The following is an 18,294-nucleotide window of genomic DNA, read 5'->3' as shown; positions in this document are numbered from 1 at the left end:
TCCACACAAGCAGCCCGTACCCTCTCGCTTATGTACTAATTGGCACCTGGACCGATAAGCACACTCTCAATCTGAGCGCCTGGCATCATCAGTTGCAGGCCTTCTATCAGCTTGTCACCCGCTTCAGTCAATGCCTCGAGCGGCATTGTCGGCAGACTTTCCAGAATGAACCACATGTGCTTCGCGTCTGCACTGAGCCGTGTTCTGACACCCTGTCGCCAATTCCAACGACGGCAAGTCACCCCTTTATCGTCCCGCCAAACAACCTCGCCAGAATCAGGATATTCGTGGGCTGGAGCGCCTTCTTTCATGGTGTCGAAAGGTTCCGATCCATCAGCAACAGCGAGTCGCGGCGAGCCCACATAGGCTTCGACGTTCTCACCGCCGACCGGAACTGCGTATTCAATGCTGATGGCGTTATAGAGATCAACCACTGGATCGATACTCGGCAGACTGCCGTCACGCAGGACCCGTTTGCGAAGAGCTTCAGCTGAGCAAGGGGTGCGCTGCGGCTTGGCACCGAATTTTCGGAAGAGATCCGCCCAAGCGGTCAGGTGAGCGTCTGCCCACAGTGCACCACCCGCCGTGACTGATTGACAGGCTCGAGCCAAAGCGTCCTTGCCAATATCTGGATTGGCGATTGGTGCAGCTTCGACCACAATGCTGAGCGCTCTGAACTCAGGTGCCAAATTGATTACGTCTTGGTCGATTGACGGCAGTACGGACAGCATCAGAGAATCCCTTTAATCCTAAATTTCACTTCATACTAGCGATCAATGACCAAAATAGTCAATATACCGACCAACACCGGGGCCGACGTTCAAACCGTTAGCGAGGCAGTTTCCCGTAGGCTCAAACAGGAACGGAAGAAGCGGAAAATCACTCTCGACGAGCTTTCCCGTCGCTCCGGTGTCAGCAAGGGCATGGTGGTCGAGATAGAGAAATGCACGGCTAACCCAAGCATCGCGATCCTGTGCAAAATCGCTGCTGCTTTGGGCCTTTCAGTTGCTGATGTCGTAAACGTGTCCGACGCCCCATCTGCCCACCTCATCGAGAGCAAGGATATTCCCACACTCTGGACAGGAAACATGGGAGGGACGGCTCGGCTCCTGGCTGGAACCAGTGGTCCGAACATGATTGAGCTTTGGCGCTGGGAAATGTTTCCCGGCGAAAACTTTGCCTCCTCAGGGCACCCTCACGGCACAACTGAGCTACTTCACGTGGAGAAAGGGACACTCCACTTCATAGTAGGAGATACCGAACTGAGCGTTTCTGCGGGTTGCTCAGCCGTAGCAAAAACAGATGTACCTCATGTCTACTCGAATAAAGGCAAATCAAAACTGATATTCACCATGTCTGTAACGGAGATCCACCAATCCGGGCGTGAAATTTAACGTTCAGACAGCATCGCGCTGAAGCTTACAGAGGAGTCCGCCGGGTTGGCTCTTATGGTCGGCCATCATCGCCCCGTCATAGGGCTCCTAATAACGGAGCCGCTGACTGGCATAGAACTTCGTTAAGGGGCTTTTAATGTCATTTGATTACCACCATCTCTTCCTCGTATTCACGGCCTATATTGTTGGAGCGGCGAGTCCTGGACCGAGCAACATGCGAATAATGGGCGTCGCGATGCACCAAGGCAGGCAGCCTGCGCTCCTGCTAGCGGCAGGTGTGATCAGTGGTTCGATTTTCTGGGGATCGATGGCAGCCACGGGCGTCTCAGCCGTCCTGGCGCAGTATGCGCAGGCGCTGGGTGTCTTAAAAACGGTTGGCGGTGCTTACCTGCTCTTCCTTGCCATCAAAGCAGGCCGCTCTGCTCTAACGTCCAATGAGCGACTCGTGAAAGAGATAGCTGCCGCGCCAAAAGTCTCGGGCTTCAGTCTTTATCAGCGCGGCTTGTTCATGCATCTCACAAACCCTAAGGCGCTGCTCGGCTGGATCGCTACCATGACCCTTGGCTTGGGTCCGCACGCTTCGCCAAAAACGGTCGGGATTATTCTGGCCGGTTGCGCCGTGCTTAGCGTCACTATCTTCTGTGGCTATGCGATCATCTTCTCCACCGCGCCCATGATTCGGGGATATCGCCGAGCACGCCGATGGATCGAAGGTACCCTTGCGCTAGTTTTCGGAGCGGCTGGAGTAAAGCTGATGTTCTCCCACTCCTAGCCCGGATCTGGGCTGTTTATGCATGTAGAGTCTATTGATTGTGTAAGCCACTTGACCGCGCCTTGGGTAACGTTCAGACCCAGCGCCGACTGGCTGAAACTGCGATTCCGTGCGACTTCTTCAAAGACTCGCAGCATGTTGAGCGAGGGCATTTGACGCATGAAAGGATGACTCCGCACCAGCCTCAGTTGTTACGTGGGGCAGGTTTATTGTTTTTCTTGGGGTAGTGATTGTTCTGTAGGGCCTATCTGACTATCAGTGGATGGGCTGATGCACGTGTTGTTTGGACTGACGAATTAGCGAGCGGGCTCGCTCCCACAGATTATGCGCTAAACCTGTGGGAGCGAGCCCGCTCGCGAAAAGGACATTAGGGCTGTTGCCAAAAAATCCGGATCAGAAGTAATACCCGATGTTCATGTACAACTGGTTTTCCCACTGGTTACTACCACCAGCCCCCAGACTCTGGGTGAGGCTGCCGCCACCGATGACCGGATCATTCTTGCCGTACAACCATTCCGTGGCGATCCATAGTTTGCTGAGGGAGAACGAGGTGCCGAAAATCATCCGTTGCGAGGTCTTGAAATCGTCCGCAGATTTATCGAAGGCGCTGTAGTTGGCGTACAGCTTCACACCGCTGATCTGATCGAACAGATACTTGCCGCTGACGTCATAGCTTACATCCGCCACGTACAAGTTGCCGCGACTGGCGACGTTGAAGGTGGCGTCGTAACTGCCGAAAGTCACCAGTTCATCGGTGCCGGGGTTGCGCGGGGACATCTGCTGTCGCGCGGCTTGCAGTTGCACGCCCCATGGGCCGTTCTTGCCGATGTAGTGCACCGCCATGGCATTGCGCCGGCCATCGTTGTTGGTGTCGCGGTTCTCCAGGGACGAGGTCAGGCCGGAGATCCCGACTTCGGACTTCCACGGTCCCAGGTCCAGCGCCTTGGCCACCCGAAGGACCACTGTGTTGCGTTCCTGGTTGTTGCTACCGTCGATGACATAGCTGTCCGCTTCGGAGACCACGGTGGAGTAGGTTTCACCATTGCTAGTGCCTTTACCCTGCCAAGCGGGGCGCAGGTAGTAACCGGCCTGAATATTCCAGTCGCCGCTTTGCTGGATGTACTTGGCGCCGACTTCTTCCACGTCTTCCAGTCCTATGACGCTGCCCAGGGTTTGGTAGAACGTGCTGCCGAAGTACGGCTGCAAACCGAACGGCAGCTGGTTCAGGCCGACTTGAACCTGCTGGTCGGGGTTGAACTTGTAGCCGATCCACGCCAATTCGGCGAACTGGACGTCACCGACATTCTCTGTGTACTCGTAAGGGTAGGCTCGACCGTAGAAACGGTATTGGGCCTCGCCGATCCAGGTATCTGAGTTGTACTTGGCGCTGAGGATCGCGGTGTCGAAGTTGAACTTCTGGATGTCGCGATCCGGGTCATAGTCCCAACGCGCCCGGACGGCACCGCCGAGATCGAGGTTGTCGGTGACCTGGATCGCCATCGCAGGGGTGGAAAGGGCCCCCAACAGCGCCAGCGGGGTCAATGAGCGCAAGGCCCGGGTGGTGTTCAAGTTCATGGTCGCTCCGTCTCTTGTTTATTTTATTGTTGGCAACACTCATCCCGGCCACGGCAAAAGCGCGGTCTGGATGAAAGGGGTAGGGCCCACCAGAACGAAGGCTGCAAACAGCGTCCAAGTGAGGGCCGGGGGGGTCAGCCGCCGGCGGCCAGCCGGGTCTGGGTGTAGCTATGCCGAGCCTGCACACCGCACCTCTTCACCAAGGCTGGGAGGTGCCTGACAAGCCGCGGTCATTCACACTCCCGCGTCAGCTGCGTTGCAGTTCTTCAACCACAGCGGCACAAGCACGGAAGGTATTCAACGTCCACTCTGCATTGATAAAGTCCGGCCAACTGGAAAGCTTTACGATTGTCACTTCAGAAGCCGGATCCCAATAGATACTCTGCCCAAATACTCCGCGCGCCGAATAGGTACCCTGTTCACTGTCCAGCACCCAGCACTGATTGCTATAGGCGGCGTCAGGAAAGTGTTTGACATAGAAGCCATAGAGGACTTCAAAAGCCGGTGTGGAACCACGGCCGCATGCACGCACAAACTCCTCTGGAACAATCTGTTGGCCGTTGAAATGTCCACCCTGCAGATACATCTGGGCAAAGCGCCCCAGATCACGCAGCGTGGCGCTCATCCCGCCATCGGCCAATGCAGTTCCAACGCAATCGAGGGTGATATTCGCGTCTTGTTCTGCCCCCAGTCTTGACCAGATTTCCCGGCTCAGTAAAACGGGAAGCCGTTCGCCGCAGGCCCGCTCACAGACCCAGGCCAACATATCGGTATCCACTGAGCGATACTCAAAGAACTGGCCATGTTCACGGTCTTTACTCAGCGACTTCAACAAACCATAAATGCTGTCAGGTGACTCTCGCTCTCCCCGTTCACGCCAACCCGAGGCGATATCCAACTGGATGAATTCAGCATCCGGATCGGTGTAGTCCTCCCTGAATCTCACTCCCGTGCGCATATCCAGAAGATCCTGTACCCGGGCGTCGCCATAACCGCTTGCCGAAAGCTCGGGCACATAGTCGCTGACACGCGCTTGGGGATCGATTCTGCCCTGGCCGATCAATCTGCCGACCAGGCTACCGACGACGGTCTTGGATACCGATTGCAACAGATGCAACGTGTGCGGTTGCATACCGTTGAAATACTGCTCCGAAACCACCTTGCCTTGATGAAGCACCAAAAAACCATCGGTGTAACTATCGGTCAAGAAGGTCGCCAGATCGGTTTGTCCGCCGTCGACCCGCTGGAAACGCACGTCGTCCAGTGAGCGTTCGTTGCGCTCAAGTTCGGTGACCGGCCCGGGACTGCGATGAATAGCGGCCACCGGAAACAACTGGCTCATGTGCTGGAACGACCAGCGGTTATAGGGCGGACTGTCCCAATTATGCAGGCCAACTTGCTTTTCCCGGGACGGCGGATAGCCCTGCATCAGCCTTAAGTCCTGATAACCAATGCCGGGAGCGGTCATGTCTTTTTTATTGTACATAGGGGTTCAGTTCTCATCGTTTAGAGGGTGGTGGCAAGAAAAGCGGTGGCCGTGATCCTGGGTCTCGGCTGGCACCTCTCGGCGACAACGCTCACTGGCCCGCGGACAACGGGGCGCGAAGTGGCACCCGGCAGGCCGGTTCAAGGGGCTGGGGATCTCGCCACTCAGGATTTGCAACTGGTCACGGCGTTCCGGGTCGATGGAGGGCACTGAATTGAGCAGCGCACGAGTGTAGGGATGACGCGGTCGGCCAAACACCTGCTCCACAGGCCCGGCCTCGACGATGCGCCCCAAGTACATCACCAGCACCTGCTGCGCCAGATACTCGACCGTCGCAAGGTCGTGGCTGATAAACAGGTAGCTCAGGCCATTGTCGGTCTGCAGCGTCTTGAGCAGTTGCAGCACCTGGGCCTGGACCGACACGTCGAGCGCCGCCGTAGGCTCATCGAGGATCAGCAGTTTTGACTCCAGCGCCAGCGCCCGGGCGATAGCGATACGCTGCAACTGGCCACCGGAGAATTCATGGGGATAGCGTTCCATGTGCTCCTCGCCCATCCCCACATTTCCCAACAGCGTGAGAATGCGCGCGTGCAAGGCGCTACCGCGCAGACCAAAGGCAACCTTCAGCGGCTCGGCAACAATCGCCTTGATCGTCATTTTCGGGTTCAGCGAGGCGTACGGGTTCTGGAACACCATACTCAAGCTCCTGCCCCGCGCCTTGGCATCAGTGGGCAGCGGCCGACCTTCGACCAGAATTTGCCCACTATCGGCTGGCAGCAGACCGAGCAAGGTCGCGGCCACCGTACTTTTGCCACAACCGGATTCCCCCACCAGCGCGACCGTCTCACCGACCTGCACCTCCAGGCTGATGTGGTCAATGGCCGTCACCAGGCCATCGCTGCTGGCGTAGGTCTTGTGCAACTGATTGACGCTCAACAGTGCGGGCTGTTTGTTGTTATTCATAGCCGTTTACCTTTCAAAGAAGCCTCACACCTTGACCAATATGTTGTGGCAAGCTGCCCAGTGCTCCTTGCCGATGACAACCCTCGGCGCAGCGTGATTGCAGCGTCCGGTGGCGCGTTCACAACGTGGGTTGAAGGCACAGCCAGCCGGGGGAGCCGCCATGTTCGGCACCTGCCCCGGGATGAAGCCCAGGGTCTGGGGCCCCTGCCCCAACTTGGGCACGGTGCCCATCAACTTCAGGGTGTAGGGGTGTGCAGGTCGCTTGAACACCTCGCCCACTGGACCGCTCTCCACCACTTCGCCGGCATACATCACCGCCACCCGGTCACAGAGCGAAGCCACTACCCCCAGGTTGTGGGTGATAAACAGAATCGCCAGGTCCTGCTCCCGTGCCAGCTTGCGCAGCAGAGCGATGATCTGCGCCTGCACGGTGACGTCCAGCGCCGTGGTCGGCTCATCGGCGATCAGCAGTTTTGGCCGACAGGCCAGCGCCATCGCAATCACCACTCGCTGCAACTGACCACCAGACATCTGGTGCGGATACTTGGCTAACGCCAGAGGGGGGTCGGGCATGCTCACCGCTTCCAGCGAGCTCAGCGCCTCGGCGCGGATTTGTGCCTTACTCAGTTGCCGATGGCAGCCGATGACATCGAACATCTGCCGCCCGACAGTGAAGAACGGGTTGAGCGCCTTCATCGGATTCTGGAAGACCATCGCCGCGCCACCGCCACGCAAAGCCGCCAGCTGCGATGCCGATGCGCCGTTGACCTGCTGTCCGGCGACCCTGACATTGCCTCCCAGTCGAGCGGCCTCAGGCATCAATCCAAGGCAGGACATGGCCGTCATAGACTTGCCCGAGCCCGACTCCCCCACCAACCCGAGGATCTCGCCGCGCCTTACCTTAAGGTCTATGCCGCGTACGGCCTTTACGGTCTTGAACAAACCAGGGAAGGACACCGTCAGCCCTTCCACTTCCAGCACCAGGTCTTGAGCTGCGTCGTTATTCGAAGCGGCTAGACTCTCGATAGCAGAATATTGCAAGGATTCGTCGATCATCAGCGCGTCCCCTTCTTTGGATCAAGCACATCGCGCAGCCCGTCACCTACCAGGTTGACAGCCAGCACCAGGACAAAAATCGCCACTCCGGGAAACAGCACCGCCCAGGGATTCTCAAGTAACTGCGAGCGCGACGCCGCGGCCATCAGTCCCCATTCGATCATGGGAGGCTTAGCCCCCAGCCCGATAAAGCTCAGCGAAGCAGCGGCGAGAATGGTGTAACCAAAGTCCATGGAGCCCTGCACGATCACAGGCGTGGTCGCATTGGGCAGTACATGGCGAAGCAAAATACGGCAGTGACTGACACCCATGGAACGGGCGGCATGGATATAGGTTTCTGACCGAACCCGTACTACCGCACCGCGCATGATCCTCGCGTACCAGGGAAACCAGGAGACAGCGAGCGCTAACATGGCGTTGGCCAATCCCGATCCCAGCGCAGCGGTGATAGCGATCGGCAACAACAGCGGCGGAAAGGCCAGAAACACATCTGATAAACGCATCAGCAGCGTATCAACTCGACCACCGAAGTAACCGGAAACAAGCCCAATCGGAATCCCGATCAGCATCGCAATCAGAGTCACGCTCACTCCGATGATCAGCGAGGTGCGTGCGCCATAAAGCACCCGTGAAAGAATGTCGCGACCAAACTCGTCGGTGCCCATCCAGTGTGCCCAGTTGGGTGCCAGCAATTTCTGGGAAAAGACAATCTTGTTCGGCTCATAAGGTGCAAGCCAGGGGGCGAAGACTGCCGCCAGGATGATCAGCAGCAATAACAGCGCGCCGAATACAAACAACTTGTTATCGCTGGCAAACGCCAGGGCCTTGATACGCCATGATGGGGCTCGCGAGGGCATGGACAGGGATACGTCTTGGATACTCATTGGACTCGCAACCTCGGATCAACAAGGTGATACAAGAGATCAACGATCAGGTTGATCGACAGATACGTCGTGGCCAGCACCAGGGTGGCGCCCATCACAGCGGGGAAATCATTCTGGGCAATCGAAAACACCACGAAGCCGCCCAGGCCAGGCCAATCGAAAATGAACTCAACGACTACCGCACCACCGAGCAGGTAACCGAAGGTCAGGCCCACCACTGTCAGGAGCGGAATCATTGTCGCCTTCAGGGCATAGGCGTAATGGATACGCCACTTGGGTACACCGTAAGAAACGGCCGTACGGATGTACTCCTCGGATAGCACCTCCACCATCATGTTTCGGGTGATCCGGGTGACAGTGGCCAAGGTCACGATGACCAGGGTGAGCACGGGTAGCGTCAGGTGTTTGATGGCGCTCCACAGTGCTACGAAATTACCGGCCAGCAGCGTGTCAATCAGGTAAAAGCCTGTTACACGCTCAAAAGGGCTATCGAGAAGAATGGAAGCATCGATACGTCCTTGTAGTGGCAGCCAGTTGAGCTTGCCGTAGAACAGTAACTGCAAGCCCATGGCCAGGATGAAAACTGGAAACGCCGTCCCGGCGATGGACCCCGCTCGTGCCGCATTGTCGACCACTGAGTTTTGCCGCGCCGCTGAGATGACACCGATCGGCACCCCTAGCACCACCACCCAGAACATCGCCAGGAATGTCAGTTCAAAAGTCGCACCAACCCGCCTGACCACTTCCTCCACCACCGGCCGCCCGGTGCGCAGACTAGTGCCAAAATCACCTCGGAGAAGATCACCGATGTAATTGAAGTATTGGATCGGCAGAGGCTTATCCAACCCCAGTTTTTCCCGTGCGACGGCAATCTGCTCCACCGTGGGGTGGTTTCCCAGCATCATTTCTACCGGGGAACCCGGAAGAGCTCGGCTCAGAACGAAGGTGATGGTCAACACTCCCAAAAGAATGAAGAACATCACTATCAATCGCTGAGCTATATACTTCGCCATTTGGAATACCCCTTGTGGCTAAAAAACTTGACCCTGACTTCTTACGCCCTACTAAAAACCCCAAAAGCGGATTAACCCTTGAGGGAATGACCAGGCAAATTAACTAACTGCCTGGTTATAGATTTACATGGCAAATCAGGTATTACACGTACCACTTCATCAAAGACGACTCAGCATTCAGCGATTCAGGTTGTAGTAGAGAATCGCCTCATAAGCAGGATTCAGGCTCTTTTCCATACCCTTGATGTCTTTGCGGGAGACACGTATCTGCTGCACGTCGGCGTACCAGATCGCAGGAGCGTCCTTGGCCAGTATCTGCTGGGCCTGCACGTACTTTTCAGTGGACTTGGCCCGATCACTGCCCTCAAACGCCGCCGCCTCTTCGATCAACTGATCAAAGTTTGGGTTGCTGTAGTGAGACAGATTGAATAGCGTGGTTTTTTCTGTATGGAACTCACTGAAAAGCCAATCGCTGGGTGTCGGATACGTCGGCCACCAAGCCATAGATTGCATGTTGGGAGCGGTATCCAGCTTCTTTGCCTTATCCCAGATCACACCCCACTCGCCGGGGAGTAACTCCACCTCAACGCCAACCTGAGACGCCGTGGCCTGGAATAGTTCAGCAGCGTTTGCATAGATGCCACTGATGTACTGCATCGAGACCTTCCAGTCCTGCTTAGGTACACCGGAGGCTTCCAACAATTGTCGGGCTTTATCCAGATCGTAAGAGGCCATAGGCACGCTGGCATGCCCCCAGATACTGGTGGGCAAAGGCCCCTTGGGAACGCTGCCGTAGCCATGCAAAATATCTTTGGTGACACTTTCATAGTCCCAGAGGTACTGCAGCGCCTGACGAAATGCCAGGTTGTTCGTAGGGTACTTCTGGGTATTGATCAAAAATTGAAAGTTCTTCCACGAAGGCGCGGTGCTCACCTTGATGGAGGGGTTCTCTCCCAATACCTTGAGCTGATCAAGAGGGATATCCCAAGCGACACCGGCCTCGCCATTTTTGATCATCTGGGTACGAGTGGCGGCTTCGGACACGACCTTCACGATGACCCGATCAAATTGCCCTTCTTTCCAACCTCCCCAGTAGCCATCGAATCGCTCAAGCACCACTTGCTGGCCCTGTTCGACCTGCCCAAGTTTGTAGGGACCGGTACCGATGGCGTTGGGAGCCATCATCCAGTCGTGACCTTTCTCCACCGCCGCCGGGGCAATGATGTAAGCGGCATACTGACCTGCCGCGATCAGATTGGCCGGAGTGGGACTCTTAAACTTGAGCACTACCGTATCGTCAGCGAGGGCCTCGACGGCATCCAGACCGTTCCATACAAATGCAGCGCCCTGTTTCAGCTCCTTGACGTAATCAATGGACTTTTTGACCGCTGCGGCATTAAAGGCCGAACCGTCATGAAATTTAACGCCGTGCCGCAGCTTGAAGGTCCAGGTTTTGCCGTTGTCGCTGCTTTCCCAGGACGTGGCAAGCCCGGGGGAAAACTCCTCAGCGCTGCCTGGCGCGTTATATACCACTAGTGTCTCGTAGATATTGCCCAGTACCCGCACTTCCTCCGAAAAGGCCGAGGCTGGATCCCAATCCTTGAAAGAGGCTCGATCAGCGACAACCAAGGTATTGTTTGCCGCATACACCAAACCACTGGTCAATGGCGCAGTAATGGACAGCGCCATCAACCCCGCCATCAATGTTCTTTTGAATTTCATAGGTGTTCCTCTTATTTTTATGGCGGGCGCAGCGGATCACTTGTAGAAACAGGCACTCATTCAACCGGAATGAATAATGTGATTGGCCGTTAACGAAACTGACATTTGAGTGGTGTATGGCATTATCGATCTGCCGCACGGCCAGCTCAATTTCGCGAGCACGAAGAAAAAAACGCCAGGTGACGCCCCAAAGCGTCACCTAGCGTCAATTTTAAGAAAAGACTAAAACAGCGGAGGGACGAGGTTGAACTCACCTTCTGATGGATGTACCAGCAGCCGCGACCTCACCTCGTCGGGAATCTCAGGGGCATCAATCGGAAAACAACTGCAACTGGTGAGAGCGTTACGCAGGTCGATCGATTCGCCTAGGTGCTCAAATACAATATGGGCACCAAAAGGACGGCGGAAATTGTCACCCGAAACGCCGAGTACCAAGCCGTTGAGAAAACGGAAACGACTGCGGTAGGAGGGATAAAGCGCTGACCAGATATAGCCCCGGGACGAGAGGTACTCGCGCTCGACGATGTAAATCAGATCCGATGAGGCAAAGCAGAACCCACGATATTTATTGATGCCGAAACTGTTCAGTTGGTCATCGCCCAGCCTCATCCGCTCGTAGGTTTTACTCAGGATCTTTTCGCCGGAGCGGGTCAAGCGGGTAATCGACTTGATCACCTCCCCCGGCGCGGCAGGCGACATCAAATAGACAAAGTAGTAACCCTGGTACTTCGACAACTCCTGCGCGGAGCTCGGGAAAAAATCGGCTGGTACCGCACTGTCCGGCTCTCGCGCCGTGCGTTGCCTGTTGAGCAGAGCACGGAAGGATTCATGCTCGGAGAATATTTCCTCCTCATCCACCCCAAAAAAAGTGCAGATCTTGCGCAGGGTAAAGGATGAGGGAGTCGCTTGCGCCCCCAAGTATTTGTTGAACTGCTGGCGGTTGATATCAAGGGAGCGGCACACCTTCGCCACCGACTTATAATATCCGCAGAGAAGGCGCAAGTTTTGACTGAAGTCTTGCATCGACTGAGATGAACTGGAACTGACCATAAAGAGTATTCCTAACGCCAGAATTGACAACATGCTGAACTAATCGTCGCTTGGGGTCACGGCTTCAAAAGCTCAGTGCAAGACAGTGCCTGAAAGTGGCGCAGAAGCTCGGCATTGCCAACCCGTGATCGACGCGAGCATTGAGCCCGACCATAGCGACTAGGTGAGTAAATATTCAACAAATACAAAAGCTTATCCAGCTATTCCTGACCCATCGGCAGAATTAACATCGGCTGCATATTTGTAATTCGCGCCCATTGCTACCCAAGATGTCACCGCTGTGGCCTTCATTAACACCACCGGTGCAGGCGAGGCCGGGGCAGGCACCAACGAAAAAGCCCCGAATAATCAGGGCTCTAACATATATATGTCGTGGCATTTTCCGTGAATACTACAACGGGCTTGCCTGTAAGCCATTTAGCAGGCCCGCTGCCTACTCTCACAGAATCGTCCGCGATACGACGCCAAACCTATCAAAGTCGAGCCGTACCCGTACTCAATGCCCCTCCGCCAGCCACCGCTGTGTATCCTCCAACGCCTTGCTGAAACAGTTGATGATCAGGTCGACTTCTTCCGCTGTAGTGACCAGAGGTGGGCAGAACGCAATGCTGTCGCCAATGTTGCGGACAATCATGCCGTGCTCTTGGCAGCGAGCATTGAAATAACTACCGACCCGGCGAAGCGGCTCGAACCGGGTTTTCTCCGATTTATCTGCGACCAGCTCAACGGCGGCAATGAAGCCGACACCTCGGATTTCCCCGATTAACGGGTGGTCAGCATATTGCGAAAGGCCAGCTCGCAGTCGCGCCCCCATTTCGGCCGCGTGTTCTACCAGGTGTCGCTCTTCAATCAACTTGATGTTCTCCAGCGCCACTGCCGCAGCCACTGGGTGCCCGCTCGCGGTGAAGCCGTGTCCAAAGGTCCCGATGGTCGAACTTTGCCCCGCGATCTCCTGATAAATCCGTTCGTTGATCAACACTGCTGCAAGCGGTTGATATGACGAGGTCAACTGTTTAGACAGCACCATAATGTCTGGCTCGATGCCGAACGTAGTCGAGCCGAACATGTTGCCAGTGCGGCCAAATCCACAGACGACCTCGTCTGCTACCAACAAAATATCGTACTTGCGGCAAACCGCCTGGATCTTTTGCCAGTAGCCGCGCGGAGGAACAATAACCCCACCGGCCGCCATCAAAGGTTCGCCGATGAACGCAGCCACTGTATCGGGCCCTTCGCGTTGGATGAGGGTTTCGAGCCCTTTTGCAAGACGATCCGAAAATGCCTCCTCCGACTCGCCGGGTTCGCCGAAACGATAGTGATGCGGGCACATTGCATGCGCTATATCCATCATAGGCAGGTCGAAAGCACGATGATTGTTCGGCAAGCCAGTTAGGCTCGCCGCAGCGATGGTCACGCCATGGTAGGCTCCGATGCGGGATATCACCTTTTTCTTCAGCGGCAGGCCACGGGCGTTATTGTAGTAACGAACCATTTTCACCACCGTGTCGTTGGCCTCAGAACCGGAGTTGGTAAAGAAAACCTTGCTCATCGGCACCGGCGCCAGCGAGATGAGCTTCTCCGCGAGATCCACGGCAGGCTGATGCGTTTTGTGAGTAAAGGTGTGGTAGAAAGGTAGCTTACGCATCTGCGTCATGGCCGCCTCGACCAGTCGCACCTCGCTGAAGCCAAGTGCCGCACTCCACAGGCCCGACATGGCTTCGATATAGCGACGCCCCTCGGTGTCATAGACGAAAACCCCATCCCCGCGCTCAATTGCCAACGGACCGACACCTTCGTGCATCCGCGCATCGGTATAGCTATGAAGGTGATGGGCTATATCCCTCGCGTACAGTGTGTCAGTGGCATTGGACATGGGTGTCTCCAAGAAAGAAAGTGACGACCCCGCTCACCTTAATAGCAACTTGGCGGGGTATGGATTTAAGTTTTGGCTGGGAAATTAGTCCGGAACACAGTCGTTCCAGACTAGCTTGCGGCACTTGGTTATAACGCGGTTATGGCATGAGAATCGCTGTGCTCTAACGTGGTTTTCCCCTTCGCTGTTTTTGATATTCAGCCCGTGCCCACTCATTTGAGAGCTGAGTTTGATACAGTTTCTCCTGCTCAGACAGGCACTTTATTACTTCCTCAGTGGTGCCTTCATGTCACCACTCCATAGCTAGTACGGAGGAATTCCTCCCCCATGAGCTTCGTACATTCCGAACGGATCGTTATCCAGAGCAAATCGCCATAAACGGCAAGTCTTTGCCACTAACAGCGAAACTAGCGGACAGCGCCCCCCCAAGCCGAGTCGAAGGTCATTCGCCAGTCATTCGCAACGGGTCCGTTCGTGATGGGCGCGTGCATAGCATGTTGGTGAATGAGCGCGGTTGCGACAATAACTGGGAGATACTTTTGTGGATGGACGAAACTTTGACGAGCCAGCGTCAATGGCAGGAGGAACATGCGCGCATGTGTTGAGCGGAAGATCAGTTTGAGGCTATTAGACCTGGATCTACTCAAGTATCAAACAGAACTTTTAATTGACGGCTAAATTATTCTTCAGCGCAATCGTGTTGACTTATCACACCAGCTGACTGGCCACCCGTCGTCTCCGCGATAGACTGCTGCATCCAAGCGCGGAAACGCGCCAATGTCACTTCATTCCAACGCTCACGCGGTCCAACTAAATAATAGCCTCCGAGCCGAACATCGGTTCCAAGCAACTCGACCAGCCGCCCGGTGCGCAGATCATCGGCGGCAATTAGGCGTGTCGCGAGTGCGATTCCCTGCCCCGTTAGGGCCGCGTCGACCGTAAGATTGGCTGACCAGAGCCGCGGCCCGTTCAACACTACTTCATGCCCATAGCCAGCCTGATGGAACCATTGTCGCCATTGATCGCGGCTTTCCTCATGTATCAACGGCTGACTCACAAGATCGTCAAGAGAGCGGATGGGTGCGTTCTTGCTGATCCAGTCCGGGCTAGCGACCGGGAAAATCCGCGGCCTTTCCAGCAAAATCCAGCGCACATTCCCCTTCGGCTCATCCAAATAACGGATATCGACATCGGCGTCGTAATGCGCGAAATCGGGCTCTAGATCGGTAGCGCGCATGACGAAATCAATACCGGGCAGCGCAAGTTGGAGCTGGTTAAAACGCGGCGCCAGCCAGCGCGTCGCGAGACCAGGGACACACCAGATTCGTAAAACCGAGCGGCTTACCGCCGGACGCAATTCCGCCGTCGACTTGGCGATCATGTCGAAAGCCATTCCCACAGTCTCGGCAAAAAGCCTGCCTTCCGTAGTCAGCCGAATGCCTCGTGGTCCAGCATCCACAAGTCGCGTGCCAAGCCAGGATTCAAGATTTCGCACATGGCGGGAAACGACCGTATGGCCGACATTGAGATCATCCGCAGCCTTGCGCATCGAGCCGAGCCGGCTCACTGCCTCAAAGGCGCGGACCATCGAAAGCGGCGGTAGACGTCCGCGTTTGGCGCCACTTTCTAGCTCCTCTTCTGGCGATTTGGTTTTGCGCAAGCATGCCTCCTTGAAAGTGAGTGTTTCCACAAGTCTAAACGTCATAATGCCGAAAACCCCTCCTGTGCGAAATGAAATCCGGGGCTCGTTCCCGAAGAGACGCACAGAGGTAAGACGAAGCGCCTATCGCTGACGGATCCTCAAGCCCGCTGAACCGCAGCTTCAGGTCGCTCGGCGCTCTACGCCTATTCCACGAACTATCCGATCGATACCGAACACGGCGTCATCGTGGATGTGGAACCCACACCGGCTGATCGAACCATAAGTCGAGAGCACCAAGAAGATGATCGATCGGGTCGAAGCGCAGTTCGACATCAAGCCGGAACGCCTCATTGGCGACACCACTTACGGTACTGCGCCGATGCTGGCCTGGGTGGTGGAGGAAAAAGACATCGAGCCGAATGTGCCGGTGTGGGACAAAACTGAGCGCAAGAACGATAGCTTTTCGAGTTACGATTTTCACTGGAATGAAGAGGCCGAGGAATACCGCTGCCAAGCCGGCAACTTATTACGCCGCGAATGGCGAGCCTCCAAGAACGAGCGTTTGCACCTCACCAAAGCCAACACCATCATCTTCCGATCCTGGCAGACCGACTGCGTAGCTTGTCCGATGAAAGCCAAGTGTTGTTTCGCAAGCTCGCCGCTTCCATGAAGCCACTCGTGATGTGGATCGGCGCATCGCAGCGAGGGCGTAATACGTGCGCTCTCGCCACGAACGTAAGAGGTTCGAAATGATGTTCGTCCACCCTCTAGCGCATACTGAAACTGGATCGCCTGAGACTACGTGGCATGAGTGGCGCGACCGATGAGTTCACGCTGGCGCTACGGTGCAGAGCCTACGACGGCCGGCCAAATTGACATCTCACGGGCCACCAGTCATAGGATAGATGCGCCTGCACTAAGCCAAAAACCTCAAATTATCCCAATAACAAAGCAACAAAGGTCAACGAAGTGCCGAGAAACCACTCAATGTGGTGAGTAGGTTCTCCGGTGGTGGTCGTGTTTGAGTTCAGGCGAGATGAAAATCCGACTTTTTTCAACAGAATCAGCCGAACGCAGCCCTTTGCCATTGCTCCATTTGGAGGGCTGACGGCCGGATATTAAGTGGGTGAACGACGGAGGATGCCGTATCCAGACCTACAGGGGTTGAGTTTGCGTCCGTGCGATACTCACCGAGCTGTTACGAGCGATTGCCTTTGCGCAATTTACAATGGTTCGCTGCACCGAAACAGCACCGGACCAAAAACTGAAATTGGGTTTTTTAGCGTGCGGTGATTGATCCTTAGAATCCGCAGGCAATTGGGCGCTACATACTATTTGTCAAAAATTTGGCTCTACGAGTCATAGGTTCCCGTCATCGACAGGGCCTCCAAACAAACGGCAAACCGGCCTCGCCTGTAATTGACTGAACGTCAGCCAATCCTCATACGCCTTCACCGGACACAACCGTTTCAAGCCTGTTGCCGCTCACAGAGATCTGACCCAGTAAAGGCAGGGTCAAAATCGCATCAGTGCCAACACCAAGATGCTCAATGTGATCGAGGCGCTCAAGCCGGAGTTTACAATGCGCGTAAGTCAACTGCCTGTTCAAATGATCGGCGCTTCCCCCTGCACTACGTCAAAACCTGTCGCAACCGCGTCTCGTGCAGCGAACTATCTCCATGTAGAGCTGTCTCCATAATTGGATCCAATTGAGGTTTGGAATCTGGCTCGCTCGGAGGTCTAGAAGGATTGCCCGCGCCAGCGATTCTAGGACGAATTTAGCAGGAGGCTTTTACAATGGTCTCGATCAGAAGCTCCTATCACCCTATCGATGCCGCGATCCTCTGGTGCAACCTCGCCGACCATCAAGGCGAAATTCTGCAGGTAGATCTTTCTCACCCCGGTAGTCTGCTCAAGCATTTTCCGCAATGGCCCTTTCTCCATGCCTACGCCGAACGCATCTACGACGCCATCGTCTGTGGCGAGTTAGCCGCGACCTACCTTGGACGACCCATTACCTCTATCGATCAGGTTGAACGTGTCTATTGGTCCATCCGCCATTCTGATCTGCGGGTTTGGTTTGCACGCAACTGCCCGGAAGAAAAGCCAGCGTTCCTGTTTTCCCAGAATATCGACCATTCCGAATGCGTCAGCCTGACCGCACATCTGGCCCTGCAAGCGGAGCGAGACGCCGGTGCCCGCGAGATTGAAAAACTACGCCAAGCGCACTCGGCAATTGTCGATGAGGCGAAGGCTCACGCCCTCAACCATCACAAGCTATCAGCACAGCTTGGCACATTTGAGGTCCCCTCCGAGGCGTCCGCTTTCGTGCACTACACAATCATCGGCGCACTGCTGGAGGTCGCGCTGGGCAAGTCCAACAGCGGCCGTCTGCAGTCGATCTATAAAAACCAGGCTGCGGTTGTCGAGGCCATTACTACACAATTCCCTGGTGTTCCTGGACTGAGTAAACGCACCCTTGATCGGAAATTTGCGGAGGCTCGCCGTCATTTGGCCCAGGCCTTACAGGCCTAAGGCCGAATTGCCAGGCAATGACCGCCATTGCCTGGCAATGATTTCTCTCCTTTGCCGACCTTCACTGATTGTCACATCCCACCACGCGCCACATGGCGCTACGGAGTGACACCATGCAATCTACCAGCCCTGCCCCTCTGTTAGCCGAGCGCCACATCATGCGTCGTGATGAGGTCGAACAAAAAACCGGGTTCAAACGCTCGCACATCTACAACCTAATGAAAGCCGGACTGTTCCCGCAATGCCGCCGCATCGGCACGCGTGCCGTCGGTTGGGACTCACTGGAGATTGAGCAGTGGGTTCAGGATCGCTTGTCGACGGGAGCCTAG

Annotated in this window: 15 protein-coding genes and 2 pseudogenes; 5 read left to right on the top strand and 12 right to left on the bottom strand. The window is 55.7% G+C overall.

All coding sequences use genetic code 11. The features are described 5' to 3' along the window. Positions 1–35: 35 nt before the first annotated feature. A complete protein-coding gene (locus tag KW840_RS22085) occupies positions 36–731 on the bottom strand; it encodes a B3/4 domain-containing protein (protein WP_218497836.1) in 696 nt (231 codons plus the stop codon). A gap of 45 nt (positions 732–776) precedes the next feature. On the opposite strand from KW840_RS22085, the gene KW840_RS22080 reads away from it, so the two are divergent. Beyond that, positions 777–1,394: a helix-turn-helix domain-containing protein gene (locus KW840_RS22080; RefSeq protein WP_090454468.1), complete on the top strand. Its 618-nt coding sequence runs from the start codon at positions 777–779 to the stop codon at positions 1,392–1,394. 136 nt (positions 1,395–1,530) lie between these two features. Then, positions 1,531–2,166 (top strand): LysE family translocator, encoded by a 636-nt coding sequence (locus KW840_RS22075; protein ID WP_218497835.1) that lies wholly within the window; start codon positions 1,531–1,533, stop codon positions 2,164–2,166. Positions 2,167–2,219: 53 nt separating this feature from the next. On the opposite strand, the pseudogene KW840_RS22070 reads toward KW840_RS22075, so the two are convergent. From KW840_RS22070 to KW840_RS22020, 11 genes and pseudogenes are all read right to left on the bottom strand, one after another. Continuing rightward, positions 2,220–2,327, bottom strand: a pseudogene (locus KW840_RS22070) (LysR family transcriptional regulator); the annotation flags it as partial. Positions 2,328–2,559: 232 nt separating this feature from the next. Beyond that, positions 2,560–3,741, bottom strand: a complete 1,182-nt coding sequence (locus tag KW840_RS22065; RefSeq protein ID WP_095152368.1) for a hypothetical protein — start codon at positions 3,739–3,741, stop codon at positions 2,560–2,562. Between the two features lie 247 nt (positions 3,742–3,988). Then, positions 3,989–5,227 (bottom strand): serine hydrolase, encoded by a 1,239-nt coding sequence (locus tag KW840_RS22060; protein ID WP_218497834.1) that lies wholly within the window; start codon positions 5,225–5,227, stop codon positions 3,989–3,991. Between the two features lie 6 nt (positions 5,228–5,233). Next, positions 5,234–6,190, bottom strand: coding sequence for an ABC transporter ATP-binding protein (locus tag KW840_RS22055; protein ID WP_218497833.1), 957 nt, complete (start codon positions 6,188–6,190; stop codon positions 5,234–5,236). A 24-nt stretch (positions 6,191–6,214) separates the two neighbouring features. Beyond that, positions 6,215–7,246: an ABC transporter ATP-binding protein gene (locus KW840_RS22050; RefSeq protein ID WP_218497832.1), complete on the bottom strand. Its 1,032-nt coding sequence runs from the start codon at positions 7,244–7,246 to the stop codon at positions 6,215–6,217. Further along, on the bottom strand, positions 7,246–8,130 hold the full coding sequence (locus KW840_RS22045) for an ABC transporter permease (RefSeq protein ID WP_218497831.1): 885 nt from the start codon (positions 8,128–8,130) through the stop codon (positions 7,246–7,248). The genes KW840_RS22050 and KW840_RS22045 overlap by 1 nt, the downstream gene beginning before the upstream one ends. After that, positions 8,127–9,143 carry an ABC transporter permease gene (locus tag KW840_RS22040; RefSeq protein WP_095152373.1) on the bottom strand — a complete coding sequence of 339 codons (1,017 nt, stop codon included), beginning with the start codon at positions 9,141–9,143 and terminating at the stop codon, positions 8,127–8,129. The genes KW840_RS22045 and KW840_RS22040 overlap by 4 nt, the downstream gene beginning before the upstream one ends. A gap of 177 nt (positions 9,144–9,320) precedes the next feature. Then, complete coding sequence (locus KW840_RS22035) at positions 9,321–10,865, bottom strand: ABC transporter substrate-binding protein (protein WP_218497830.1); 1,545 nt, start codon at positions 10,863–10,865, stop codon at positions 9,321–9,323. A 222-nt stretch (positions 10,866–11,087) separates the two neighbouring features. Then, the gene (locus KW840_RS22030; RefSeq protein ID WP_056723403.1) at positions 11,088–11,915 is read right to left on the bottom strand and encodes a helix-turn-helix transcriptional regulator; all 828 of its coding nucleotides are present in this window, start codon (positions 11,913–11,915) and stop codon (positions 11,088–11,090) included. A 496-nt stretch (positions 11,916–12,411) separates the two neighbouring features. Continuing rightward, positions 12,412–13,788, bottom strand: a complete 1,377-nt coding sequence (locus KW840_RS22025) for an aspartate aminotransferase family protein (RefSeq protein ID WP_218497829.1) — start codon at positions 13,786–13,788, stop codon at positions 12,412–12,414. Between the two features lie 679 nt (positions 13,789–14,467). Further along, entirely contained in the window at positions 14,468–15,448 is a 981-nt protein-coding gene (locus KW840_RS22020) for a LysR substrate-binding domain-containing protein (protein WP_201783881.1), read from the bottom strand. A 117-nt stretch (positions 15,449–15,565) separates the two neighbouring features. On the opposite strand from KW840_RS22020, the pseudogene KW840_RS22015 reads away from it, so the two are divergent. The 3 genes and pseudogenes from KW840_RS22015 to KW840_RS22005 form a co-directional block, all read left to right on the top strand. Next, a pseudogene (locus tag KW840_RS22015) lies at positions 15,566–16,335 on the top strand (transposase); the annotation flags it as partial. A gap of 892 nt (positions 16,336–17,227) precedes the next feature. After that, positions 17,228–17,965: a hypothetical protein gene (locus tag KW840_RS22010; protein ID WP_218497828.1), complete on the top strand. Its 738-nt coding sequence runs from the start codon at positions 17,228–17,230 to the stop codon at positions 17,963–17,965. A 113-nt stretch (positions 17,966–18,078) separates the two neighbouring features. Next, positions 18,079–18,294: an AlpA family transcriptional regulator gene (locus tag KW840_RS22005; protein WP_218497827.1), complete on the top strand. Its 216-nt coding sequence runs from the start codon at positions 18,079–18,081 to the stop codon at positions 18,292–18,294.

The sequence above is a fragment of the Pseudomonas sp. PDM30 genome (assembly GCF_019218985.1).
Classification (GTDB): Bacteria; Pseudomonadota; Gammaproteobacteria; order Pseudomonadales; family Pseudomonadaceae; genus Aquipseudomonas; species Aquipseudomonas jessenii.
This window is presented reverse-complemented; position numbering and strand designations above follow the sequence as displayed.

Excerpts from the sequence above, each read along its gene's own strand:
- KW840_RS22085 (WP_218497836.1), bottom strand. The coding sequence starts at position 731 with ATGCTGTCCGTACTGCCGTCAATCGACCAAGACGTAATCAATTTGGCA.
- KW840_RS22080 (WP_090454468.1), top strand. The coding sequence starts at position 777 with ATGACCAAAATAGTCAATATACCGACCAACACCGGGGCCGACGTTCAA.
- KW840_RS22075 (WP_218497835.1), top strand. The coding sequence starts at position 1,531 with ATGTCATTTGATTACCACCATCTCTTCCTCGTATTCACGGCCTATATT.
- KW840_RS22065 (WP_095152368.1), bottom strand. The coding sequence starts at position 3,741 with ATGAACTTGAACACCACCCGGGCCTTGCGCTCATTGACCCCGCTGGCG.
- KW840_RS22060 (WP_218497834.1), bottom strand. The coding sequence starts at position 5,227 with ATGTACAATAAAAAAGACATGACCGCTCCCGGCATTGGTTATCAGGAC.
- KW840_RS22055 (WP_218497833.1), bottom strand. The coding sequence starts at position 6,190 with ATGAATAACAACAAACAGCCCGCACTGTTGAGCGTCAATCAGTTGCAC.
- KW840_RS22050 (WP_218497832.1), bottom strand. The coding sequence starts at position 7,246 with ATGATCGACGAATCCTTGCAATATTCTGCTATCGAGAGTCTAGCCGCT.
- KW840_RS22045 (WP_218497831.1), bottom strand. The coding sequence starts at position 8,130 with ATGAGTATCCAAGACGTATCCCTGTCCATGCCCTCGCGAGCCCCATCA.
- KW840_RS22040 (WP_095152373.1), bottom strand. The coding sequence starts at position 9,143 with ATGGCGAAGTATATAGCTCAGCGATTGATAGTGATGTTCTTCATTCTT.
- KW840_RS22035 (WP_218497830.1), bottom strand. The coding sequence starts at position 10,865 with ATGAAATTCAAAAGAACATTGATGGCGGGGTTGATGGCGCTGTCCATT.
- KW840_RS22030 (WP_056723403.1), bottom strand. The coding sequence starts at position 11,915 with ATGGTCAGTTCCAGTTCATCTCAGTCGATGCAAGACTTCAGTCAAAAC.
- KW840_RS22025 (WP_218497829.1), bottom strand. The coding sequence starts at position 13,788 with ATGTCCAATGCCACTGACACACTGTACGCGAGGGATATAGCCCATCAC.
- KW840_RS22010 (WP_218497828.1), top strand. The coding sequence starts at position 17,228 with ATGGTCTCGATCAGAAGCTCCTATCACCCTATCGATGCCGCGATCCTC.
- KW840_RS22005 (WP_218497827.1), top strand. The coding sequence starts at position 18,079 with ATGCAATCTACCAGCCCTGCCCCTCTGTTAGCCGAGCGCCACATCATG.